Genomic DNA, 9,092 nt, shown 5'->3' with positions numbered 1-9,092 from the left:
TAAAACGGCTCGATGACTTCCACCATGTTTTGCCATGGCAGAATCTGCTCCATGCGGGACAAGAAAATCTCTTTTCTGGTCTGACGGCGCTTACTGCTGAATTCACTGTCGGCGAAGGTGAGCTGATGACTCATGATGAACCCTTTTTCATGGCTCCAGATGACAAACATGATCTCATATCAGGGACTTGTTCGCACCTTCCCTCACCCAATGTGCGGCATTGGTGGTTCCGGGTGATCGTTTCATGGAGGGCATGCCACAGCCGCTCAATCTGGTTCACCCATGGCGAATACACCGGCTGAAAAAGCACGATGAACTTCGGATTTTTTGCCAGCCATCGCTGTGCTTTTTTGCTCTTGTGGATGATGTAGTTATCCAGGATCAGCGTGATGCTCTTGGCGCGCCGATAAGTCCGCTTTAGTGTTTGGAGCAGTGACAAGAACAAGTCCGTGTCTTTGCTATCGCTCGCCACATAGGTCACGTTACCTGTTCCGGCATGCAGGGCGCCAGCGAGGTAATGTTTGCGATTCTGGCCCGGAGTTGCCACTTTCTTCTGCTTCCCTCGCATCATCCAGTCCGCCCCCAGCTTGGGATTTAGGTGGATATCCACCTCATCTTCATAGAACACGGGATGGTCCGCACTGCAGCGTCCCAAGGCCTCATTGATAGCGGCCATTTTCCGCTCTTTATGGGGATCGCGGATGTGCAAAGTGGGCGCGGCCCGGCGCCAGACAATCCCTAGCCTGGGCAGCCATCGCCGTATTGTTGAAGCATGCAATGTCAGGCGCCAACTCCGTTTGAGTTCAAGCGCCATCAGTTCGGTACTCCAACGCGAGCGCTGATATCCGAGCTCCTGTGGAGACAACTGGATCAACAGCTGTAATAGACCCGAGATGTGAGCAAATGGCAGCACCGGCTTGCGCCCCCGAGGCTCGCTTTCAAGCCCCTCCAGACCGTACAAGGTGTACCAGTTCACCCAGCGATTGATCGATGACCGGGCGGCGGCTGTGAGCCGAGAAACAGCCGAGACACTGTGCCCGTCAGCAAGGAGCAAGATGGCGTTGAGCCTCCGGCAGAGATCTTTATCTTTGGTCCGGTGCATCTTGTTGATGATCCGGCGTCGCTCATCATGGTCGGGGAGTGTTAGTATCATTTCGGGCTCGGCTCGTTTGTCGTTTGATTGGTTTGGCGATTAATCAGATCGCACAAACGACGCCGAGTTCCCTTCTTTCCCGGATAAGTGATCTACATTTCGGAACGGTTATTTAGCTCCGCTTCACTTTGATTTCGGGATTTAGAAGTAACATTTAAATCAATGGATTACCTGCCTACCTCTGAAGCAGACTGTATTCGCTTGACCTCTTCTTTTTGCACAACCATTACGACGGTATAGAAAAGCAGTGTGACCTTGGTCATGACAAACGCCGGCATGGCTACCGCCCTGAATTACAGCCTCCAGTCTGCTGCACGTTACCTGCGAGAGGGTTGGCATGGCTCATGGGAGACTCCGACGAGGCGTATGTTGCCAATTGGCTATATTAACGGCCCGCGAGCGAAGGGGAAGGAGGAAATGGCGAATTGCCGGGCAAGATCAACAAATGGAGGCAAGCCCGAAAGCCTGGCGTCCGGGCTGGATTGGCGAGAGAGGGCTGGGCATAGGTAAAAGGGAGCGAGTGGCCACCAACTGGTGACCCTCTTGCTGCCTGTACGGGAGTGGTTGCCCGGCCCTTGGCCGGGCGGGGGATCAGTTGCCCGGGATCTCGCTGCAGTTGAGGGTGGGCTGACCGTAGCGCTCCAGCATGGCGTCGCTCCCCTTGGTCCAGAGGGTGAGGTTTTGCCCCTCGTACCGGGCGCCGCTGGCGCTGGGGGTCTCATAGGCGAGCACCTGCTGCTGGTCGTTCCCCTCGCTCAAATTGATCATGGCGGCGGGCCGCTTGGCCTCGTTGTAGAAGTAGGTGGAGAGGGTGAGGCTCTTGCCGCACTGGTAATCAATCGGCGTCGGCACCCTCAGTTGGCCGCCTTTTATCTGCAACTCGGTGATCCGCAACTGGTAGCTCTCTTCCACGCACTGGCGCAGGTCGCCCGCCTTCCAGCAGTCGTTGCGCCCCTTGATCCAGCCGCGCTGGATGGCGCGCTCGCTCTTCTGCTGCTCGGGGGAGAACCCGGCAATCGCCTTGGGATAGAGGGCTGACAGCTCGTTATCCAGCGCAGCCAGTCCGGCATCCTTGCAAATGAGGGTTTCGGCGGCGCCTTTCGCCTTGGCGCACTCGAAGGACGGGGTGGCCGCCGCGGCCAGCAGAGGGGAAAACAGCAGGGTTCCAAGCAAGATCTTGTTCATCGACAGGGCTCCAACAGGGGGCGTGATGCCCCGTGATCAGAGCACACTTTACACCCGAAGGAGGCAGGAGCACCCCGTGTTTTTGGGTGCCGGGCGGCCCTGCATGGCAATCAGACGCCGGCCAGCGCCAAGGTCTGGCGGCTGCGCCACAGCCGCTCGTGGAAGAAGAAGACGACGGTGTTGATGGCAGGTTCGATCAGTGCCATCACGCCGCCGGTGAGCAGCTCGCCACTCAGCAGGTAGGCGACACCGAAGGCCACCGAGAAGTGGACCAGGGCGAAGCTGCTGGTCTTGGCCTGCAGGCTGTGCTCAGGCTTGAGCTTGTGCCAGCCAAGGTCGTGGAAGTAGAAGGCGACCGTGTTCACGGCGGGCTCGATGAGGGCGATCAGGCTGGCGGTGAGCAGTTCGCCGGTCAGCAGGTAAGCCACGGTGAAGGCGACACAAAAGTGCAGGATGGCGAAGCTGATGGTCTTTTTCATGGTGGTGTCTCCTCTGGCGATGAAGGCAGTATCACCCAGAATCTCATCAAATGAAAACCATTCTCATCTATCAGCGAAATAGAAAATGCCTATCGACCGGGGGAGGCACCACCAGATTGGGAGTTGCCCGGGACCGCAACGGCGCTAGAGTGTGCCTTTTGCCATGAAAAAGGAGCTTTCATGACCATCAACTCCAACCTGTTTGTTCTCTTCATGCTGCTGATGATGATCGTTGTCGGTGTGGTGGCCTGGCGACTGGCCCGGCGCAAGAGCCGCCACCCGGGGCTTGTCACCTTCCTGTGCGTGCTGCTCTGCCTGGTGCCGCCCTTTGCCCTGCTGGCGCTGCTCATTCTGGCGCTCTGGCGGGATATGCCCGTCAGGGCCTGATGTTTGCCTGCACGTGAAAGCCCCTTGCGGGGCTTTTTTACTTGGAATGTCCCGCGCAGCAGGTGGCCGGTTGGAAGGGGCAAGATCGGGTGATGGCCCTACCTGCCTAGGTCAGCGATCCGAGCATGGGCCTCGCGCATCCCCTGCTCCGCCCCGTGGGGGCGCAGATCCATCCCCTCTGCGTAGACGAAGTCCACCGGGATGCCCATCAGGCCGAGCACGGATTGGAGGTAGGGGGTGACCGCATCCGTCGTCTGTCCCTGATGCACGCCGCCGCGGCTACTGAACACCAGGGCGTTGACCCCCTCCACCAGCCCCATGGGGTAGGTGTCGGTGTAACGGAAAGTCACCCCGGCCCGTGCCACCAGATCGAACCAGTTCTTGAGGGGGGTCGGTACATTGAGGTTGTACATGGGGGCGCCGATCAGCAGCAGGTCGGTGGCCTTGAGTTCGGCAATCAGCCGATCCGACAGCGCCACCGCCTGCCGGATGGCCTCATTGGCCGGTTCAGCCCCGCGCAGGGCGTGAAACAACGGGCTGTCGAGGACGGGCAAGTCGAGGGCGGTCAGATCACGCACCACCACCTGGTCCTGATGGCCCTGCTCCCGGCGTGTTTGCAGGAAGCGCTCCATCAACTGGTTGGTGCGGGATGCGGGGCCGTTGAGGCTGGATTGCAGCAGCAGGATCTGGCTCATGAGGGAAACTCCATCTGAAACGTGTGAAGAATGAAGGGAGCTTACCAGTCATTTTTTTCCGCAGTGCTGATAGTATTTCGCCATATTGGTTCCAAAAGGTATGCAATAGATGGCAAACACGCTCAACGGCATCGATCTCTTCGCCACCGTGGTGGAGGCGGGCAGCTTCGCCCAGGCGGCGGAGCGGCTTCACCTCACCCGCTCGGCGGTGGGCAAGGGGGTGGCGCGGCTGGAGCTGCGTCTCGGCGTGCAACTGTTTCATCGCACCACCCGCAGCCAGAGCCTGACCGAGGAGGGGGCGCTCTTCTATCGCCACTGCCTGCGGGCGCTGGAGGAGGTGCGTCTTGGGGAAGCGGCGCTGGCCAGCAACAAGCTCACCCTCAACGGCAGATTGAAGGTCTCCATGCCGGTGCTGTTCGGCCAGCAGTGCGTGGCCCCCATTTTGCTGGCGCTGGCGAAGGCGCATCCCGGGCTGGCCCTGGAGCTGTCGTTCAGCGATCGCAAGGTGGATCTGGTGGAGGAGGGGATGGATCTGGTGATCCGCAACGCAGAGCCGCCGGACAGCCTGGATCTGGCGGCGCGCAGGCTCGGGGAGCACGGCATGACGCTTTGCGCCTCGCCCGCCTATCTGGCCGAGCGGGGGGAACCTGTGACCCTGGCCGAGTTACCGGAGCACGAGTGCATTGCCTATCTGCGCCAGGGGCGGGTGCTGTCGTGGTGGTGGCAGGAGGCCGAGGCATGGCGCGAAGTCCAGCCCAGAGGGCGGTTGCAGATGGACGATCTCAACGCCATCACCCAGGCGGCCATCGCGGGCTTTGGTCTCGCCTGGCTGCCGACCTGGCTGGCGCGGCCCCACCTTGAGCGGGGCGAGCTGCGCGAGCTGCTGGCCCGATTGCCGGGTCGGCGCTATCCCATCAACGCCCTCTGGCCCCATGGTCCGCATCTGCCCCTCAAGACCCGGCTTGCCATCGACTGGCTGGCGAGCCGCCTGTCCGAGCAGCTGGCCAGCGTGAACGTGCCGGGTCATCAGCCCCAATGAAAAAGGGCCTGCTGTGACAGGCCCTTTTTCATTTTCTGTGGTTCCGAGGGTCAGGCTTCGGCCTTGTTCAGCCACTCCACCCTGTACTGGGCGCCGGCGCCCTGGGCCAGCCTGGCGCACAGGGGTTTCAAGAAGGCCTCGATCTGCTCGTCCAGCATCCAGGGGGGGCTGACGATGAGCATGCCGGAGCCGTTCATGCCCCAATCGCTGGTCTGGCCGGCCACTTCCAGCTCGGCCACCAGGACGTTGCCGAAGTTCTCGCGCTTGATCGCTTTGAGCATGTCGCGGGACTTGTCCGCCTCTTGCCCGAGGATGGGATACCAGAGGGCGTAGATGCCGGTGGCCCAGAGCTTTTGCGCTTTTTTAAGGGTATCGACCACGGCGAAGTAATCTTCCTTCAGCTCATAGGGGGGGTCGATGAGCACCAGGCCGCGGCGCGGGGTGGGGGGCAGCAGGGCAACCAGCCCTTCGAAGCCGTCGCGATGGTGGACGGCGACGCGGGGGTCGTACCCCATGTTGGCGCGAAGATCCTCCACCTCGTTGTTGTGCAGCTCCATCAGCGCCAGCTTGTCCTGATCGCGGATAAGGCGGCGGGAGAGCTCCGGCGAGCCGGGGTAGTAGTGCAGCTGGCCATCGCTGTTCATCTCCTCGATGACACCCAGATAGGGGGCCATGGCAGACCACTGGGCCCGTTCATCCCACAGGCGTTTGATCCCGTCGGCGTATTCCGCCTTCTTCTGGGACCAGTCGCCGCGCAGGTCGTAGAGACCGCCACCGGCATGGGTGTCTAGCACGATGAAGGGTTTCTCCTTCTTCTTGAGGGACTCGATGATCAGGGCCTGGACGGCGTGTTTGAGCACATCGGCGTGGTTGCCGGCGTGAAAGGCGTGGCGGTAGCTCAGCATATGAGATCTCTGAGGGGGCCCTGCTGGGCACCCAGTAACGATAGATAGTGAAACAGGTTGCGGCTGTCGCCGCGAAACAGGGCGAGGGTGCGCAGGGTCTGCAGCAAGACCCCCTGTTGCAGCCGCTCCAGCTCCAGTTCGTGGGCCAGCATGGTCTGGTACTCCTCGGTTCCCACCCGTGACTTGGCCTGCTGGCGCAGGGTGCGCCAGGGGAGCAGCACCGCCTCGGTCTGTACCAGGGCCGGTTGCAAGTCCGTGAGGTCGACCGGGATCCGGAGCAGGTCGAGGTGGTGCAGCAGGAGTGCCAGGTTGACGTTGCCCCCCATGCTTTGCACGTGGAGCCAGTCCTGGCTGCGCTGGCCATAGGCGCCCGTGCTCCATGTCCAGAACTCGGAAGGGGTGGGCAGGGCGTCGGGGCTGACCCGCTCGCTGGCCATCAAGGCTTCATCACGCAAAGAAGGCCTGCTCCATGGTTTCCAGCTCTTCAGAGAGGCTCATCCACTCCAGCTCGACGTGCTCCAGCTCCTCCTTGAGGGGGCCCTGGGACTTGAGCAGCTCGGAGAGCTTGCCCTTGGCACTCTCTTCATAGATGGCGGGATCGGCGAGCTGCTCTTCCACCGCGGCCAGCTTGGCCTGCAGCTTCTCCATGCTGGTTTCGAGCTTCTCCAGCTTCTGGCGCAGCGGCCGGGTCGCTTGCCGGAACTGGGCTTCGAGGCGCTTCTGATCCTTGCGCGCCACCGCCGAGTTGGCGGAGACAGTGCCATCTGCCGGCTTGGCATTGGCCTCTTTCTCCTGCTCGCCGAGCCACTTGTGGTAGTCGTCGAGATCCCCATCGAAGGGCTCGACCCGGCCGCCGTGGACCAGATAGAAGTCATCCGTGGTGGTGCGCAGCAGATGACGGTCGTGAGAGACCACCACCATGGCCCCCTCGAACCCTTGCAGGGCCATGGTCAGGGCGTGGCGCATCTCCAGATCCAGGTGGTTGGTCGGTTCATCCAGCAGCAGCAGGTTGGGCTTTTGCCAGGTGATGAGGGCCAGCACCAGACGCGCTTTCTCACCGCCGGAGAAGGGGGCCACCTTGTCGAGCACCTTGTCGCCGTGAAAACCGAAGCTGCCGAGGTAGTTGCGAAGCTCCTGTTCGGTCTTGTCCGGGGCCAGGCGCACCAGGTGATCGAGGGGGCTGTCATCGAGGCGCAGGGTTTCGAGCTGATGCTGGGCGAAGTAGCCGATGCTCACCCCGGCGCTCACCTCCAGCTTGCCCGACAGCGGCGGGTTGCTACCGGAGAGCATCTTGATGAAGGTGGACTTGCCGGCGCCGTTGCGACCGAGCAGGCCGATGCGCGACCCCGGCACCAGGTTGAGCTTGATCTTCTCGAGGATCACCTTGTCACCGTAACCGGCGCACAGGTTCTCCATGGCGATGAGGGGAGTCGGCAGGGCCGAGGGCTCGCGAAACTCGAAGCTGAATTCGGAGTCGGCGTGGGCGGGCAGGATCTTCTCCATCCGCTCCATGGCTTTGAGCCGGCTTTGGGCCTGACGGGCCTTGGAGGCCTTGTAGCGGAAGCGATCCACATAGGATTGCATGTGGGCCATCTCCCGCTGCTGCTTCTCGTACATGGACTGCTGCTGGGCCAGGTGCTCGGCCCGTTGCAGTTCGAAGTCGGAGTAGCCGCCGCTGTATTCGTTGAGCTTGCCGTTCTCGATATGGATGATGCGATTCACCACGGAATCGAGGAAGTCGCGGTCGTGAGAAATGAGCACCAGCGTGCCCTGATAGCCCTTGAGCCACTTCTCCAGCCAGATGACGGCGTCGAGATCCAGGTGGTTGGTCGGTTCATCCAGCAGCAGCAGATCGGAGCGGCAGAGCAGCGCCTGGGCCAGGTTCAGGCGCATACGCCAGCCACCGGAGAAGCTTCTGACCGGCGAGTCGAGCTGATCGCCGCCAAAACCCAGACCGTGCAGCAGCTCGGCGGCACGGGCGCGAATGCTGTAGGCACCTATGGTATCGAGCTTGCCGTGCAGCTCGGCCACCAGCAGACCGTTGTCATCCGCCTCGGCCCGGGCGAGCTCGGCTTCCAGGGCGCGGAACTCCTTGTCGCCGTCGATCACGTACTCCAGGGCGGAGCAGTCCAGCGCCGGGGTCTCCTGGGCCACGCCGGCAATCTGCCAGCCGGCGGGCAGGCTGAAGCTGCCGTTGTCGATGGCCAGCTCGCCCCGTACCAGCGCAAAGAAGGTGGACTTGCCACAGCCGTTCTTGCCCACCAGGCCCACCTTGTGGCCGGGGTGTATGGTGGCGGACGCGTTGTCCAGCAGCGTGCGGCCGCCGCGGATCAGTTCGATTTGACTGGCAACTATCATGGATGGGTCTGCTTGGCTCGATTGAAGGAGAGAAACTGGCGCGGATCTTACGTGAAATGACACAAATTTGCACTTGAGGGCGGGGGGGATGGCTGCCGCCGGAAAAACGTGTCATAACAGAGACATCTGGGGGGCAGGAGGCTGACCATGTTGATTAAAGAGATCATGACGACCCGGGTCGCGACCGTTTCCATGGATGACAGGCTGAGCGTCATCAAGGAGATCTTCGAGCAGGCCCATTTCCGCCACCTCCTGGTGGTGGAGGAAGAGAAGCTGGTGGGGGTCATCTCGGACCGGGATCTGCTGCGTGCCATCAGCCCCTATCTGGACACGGATGCCGAGATGAACCGGGACACCGAGACCCTCAACCGGCGCGCCCACCAGATCATGAGCCGTGAACCCATCACCGTCTCCCCCGAACGCTCCCTGAAAGAGGCCGCCGGCCTCATGCTGGAGCACCAGATCTCCTGTCTGCCTGTGCTGGAAAACGGCGCCCTGGTGGGCATAGTGAGCTGGAAGGACCTGCTGAGGGTCATGCGCGGCTGGCAGCCGGTCTGACAGGGCGGGGAACATAAGCGGGGAGTCCGTGTCGCCCGGCAGGGCTTCCCTGCTTCTTGCTTTGCTGAAACATTAAACTGCATTCATCAAATCTTTCAGTTCACTTGTGTTGCAAAAATGATTTTTATGGTCATAAATTCTGCCAGTGTCATTTCATGTGACACTATATGTCGCAGCGTCAGCTCGAATTGATGCTTTTATAATTAATCGTTCGCCGCTTCAGTTCCCATCTTAAATACGAAAGGGGACTCCCTCCGACGTAGGTGGGAGGGGAATTTCGCCGGGGCGTCAGCCCCGCTGGTTTTGAATGTATTGCTTGATCACCTCCAACGG

10 protein-coding genes and 1 pseudogene are annotated in these 9,092 nt (G+C 61.2%); 3 read left to right on the top strand and 8 right to left on the bottom strand.

Annotation, left to right across the window (positions count from 1 at the left end; genetic code table 11):
• The 4 genes and pseudogenes from AB5Y70_RS04205 to AB5Y70_RS04190 all read right to left on the bottom strand — a co-directional run.
• Nucleotides 1-134: pseudogene (locus tag AB5Y70_RS04205) on the bottom strand (IS5/IS1182 family transposase); the annotation flags it as partial.
• Complete coding sequence (locus AB5Y70_RS04200) at nucleotides 131-1,153, bottom strand: IS630 family transposase (protein WP_368175939.1); 1,023 nt, start codon at nucleotides 1,151-1,153, stop codon at nucleotides 131-133. The gene AB5Y70_RS04200 and the pseudogene AB5Y70_RS04205, both read right to left, overlap by 4 nt.
• Nucleotides 1,154-1,744: 591 nt before the next feature.
• Complete coding sequence (locus AB5Y70_RS04195; protein ID WP_052815285.1) at nucleotides 1,745-2,338, bottom strand: MliC family protein; 594 nt, start codon at nucleotides 2,336-2,338, stop codon at nucleotides 1,745-1,747.
• A gap of 110 nt (nucleotides 2,339-2,448) precedes the next feature.
• On the bottom strand, nucleotides 2,449-2,817 hold the full coding sequence (locus AB5Y70_RS04190; protein WP_010675518.1) for a DUF2061 domain-containing protein: 369 nt from the start codon (nucleotides 2,815-2,817) through the stop codon (nucleotides 2,449-2,451).
• A 180-nt stretch (nucleotides 2,818-2,997) separates the two neighbouring features.
• Between AB5Y70_RS04190 and AB5Y70_RS04185 the strand changes: the two genes are divergently transcribed.
• The gene (locus AB5Y70_RS04185; protein ID WP_052815284.1) at nucleotides 2,998-3,204 is read left to right on the top strand and encodes a hypothetical protein; all 207 of its coding nucleotides are present in this window, start codon (nucleotides 2,998-3,000) and stop codon (nucleotides 3,202-3,204) included.
• A gap of 98 nt (nucleotides 3,205-3,302) precedes the next feature.
• Here the strand turns inward: AB5Y70_RS04185 and AB5Y70_RS04180 are convergent, their stop codons facing one another.
• Nucleotides 3,303-3,899 (bottom strand): FMN-dependent NADH-azoreductase, encoded by a 597-nt coding sequence (locus AB5Y70_RS04180; protein ID WP_052815283.1) that lies wholly within the window; start codon nucleotides 3,897-3,899, stop codon nucleotides 3,303-3,305.
• Between the two features lie 109 nt (nucleotides 3,900-4,008).
• On the opposite strand from AB5Y70_RS04180, the gene AB5Y70_RS04175 reads away from it, so the two are divergent.
• Nucleotides 4,009-4,938: a LysR family transcriptional regulator gene (locus tag AB5Y70_RS04175; RefSeq protein ID WP_103859254.1), complete on the top strand. Its 930-nt coding sequence runs from the start codon at nucleotides 4,009-4,011 to the stop codon at nucleotides 4,936-4,938.
• A 50-nt stretch (nucleotides 4,939-4,988) separates the two neighbouring features.
• Here AB5Y70_RS04175 and AB5Y70_RS04170 read toward each other — a convergent pair whose 3' ends face one another.
• From AB5Y70_RS04170 to AB5Y70_RS04160, 3 genes are read right to left on the bottom strand one after another with little or no spacing between them, the layout of a single operon-like run.
• Nucleotides 4,989-5,843, bottom strand: a complete 855-nt coding sequence (locus AB5Y70_RS04170; RefSeq protein ID WP_052815281.1) for a 23S rRNA (adenine(2030)-N(6))-methyltransferase RlmJ — start codon at nucleotides 5,841-5,843, stop codon at nucleotides 4,989-4,991.
• On the bottom strand, nucleotides 5,837-6,298 hold the full coding sequence (locus tag AB5Y70_RS04165; RefSeq protein WP_052815280.1) for a DUF2390 domain-containing protein: 462 nt from the start codon (nucleotides 6,296-6,298) through the stop codon (nucleotides 5,837-5,839). The genes AB5Y70_RS04170 and AB5Y70_RS04165 overlap by 7 nt, the downstream gene beginning before the upstream one ends.
• Nucleotides 6,291-8,201 carry an ABC transporter ATP-binding protein gene (locus AB5Y70_RS04160; protein WP_042879860.1) on the bottom strand — a complete coding sequence of 637 codons (1,911 nt, stop codon included), beginning with the start codon at nucleotides 8,199-8,201 and terminating at the stop codon, nucleotides 6,291-6,293. The genes AB5Y70_RS04165 and AB5Y70_RS04160 overlap by 8 nt, the downstream gene beginning before the upstream one ends.
• 147 nt (nucleotides 8,202-8,348) lie before the next feature.
• Here AB5Y70_RS04160 and AB5Y70_RS04155 point away from each other — a divergent pair, with 147 nt between their 5' ends.
• On the top strand, nucleotides 8,349-8,759 hold the full coding sequence (locus AB5Y70_RS04155) for a CBS domain-containing protein (protein WP_041212425.1): 411 nt from the start codon (nucleotides 8,349-8,351) through the stop codon (nucleotides 8,757-8,759).
• The last annotated feature ends 333 nt before the right edge of the window (nucleotides 8,760-9,092 follow it).

This window comes from Aeromonas sp. s1(2024), from assembly GCF_040908005.1.
GTDB lineage: Bacteria > Pseudomonadota > Gammaproteobacteria > Enterobacterales > Aeromonadaceae > Aeromonas > Aeromonas caviae.
The sequence above is the reverse complement of the archived record's forward strand: the minus strand, read 5'-3'. Positions and strand labels throughout refer to the sequence as shown.

What these genes read in the sequence shown, in the direction of transcription:
- AB5Y70_RS04200 (WP_368175939.1), bottom strand. Translation starts at nt 1,153, where the DNA reads ATGATACTAACACTCCCCGACCATGATGAGCGACGCCGGATCATCAAC.
- AB5Y70_RS04195 (WP_052815285.1), bottom strand. Translation starts at nt 2,338, where the DNA reads ATGAACAAGATCTTGCTTGGAACCCTGCTGTTTTCCCCTCTGCTGGCC.
- AB5Y70_RS04190 (WP_010675518.1), bottom strand. Translation starts at nt 2,817, where the DNA reads ATGAAAAAGACCATCAGCTTCGCCATCCTGCACTTTTGTGTCGCCTTC.
- AB5Y70_RS04185 (WP_052815284.1), top strand. Translation starts at nt 2,998, where the DNA reads ATGACCATCAACTCCAACCTGTTTGTTCTCTTCATGCTGCTGATGATG.
- AB5Y70_RS04180 (WP_052815283.1), bottom strand. Translation starts at nt 3,899, where the DNA reads ATGAGCCAGATCCTGCTGCTGCAATCCAGCCTCAACGGCCCCGCATCC.
- AB5Y70_RS04175 (WP_103859254.1), top strand. Translation starts at nt 4,009, where the DNA reads ATGGCAAACACGCTCAACGGCATCGATCTCTTCGCCACCGTGGTGGAG.
- AB5Y70_RS04170 (WP_052815281.1), bottom strand. Translation starts at nt 5,843, where the DNA reads ATGCTGAGCTACCGCCACGCCTTTCACGCCGGCAACCACGCCGATGTG.
- AB5Y70_RS04160 (WP_042879860.1), bottom strand. Translation starts at nt 8,201, where the DNA reads ATGATAGTTGCCAGTCAAATCGAACTGATCCGCGGCGGCCGCACGCTG.
- AB5Y70_RS04155 (WP_041212425.1), top strand. Translation starts at nt 8,349, where the DNA reads ATGTTGATTAAAGAGATCATGACGACCCGGGTCGCGACCGTTTCCATG.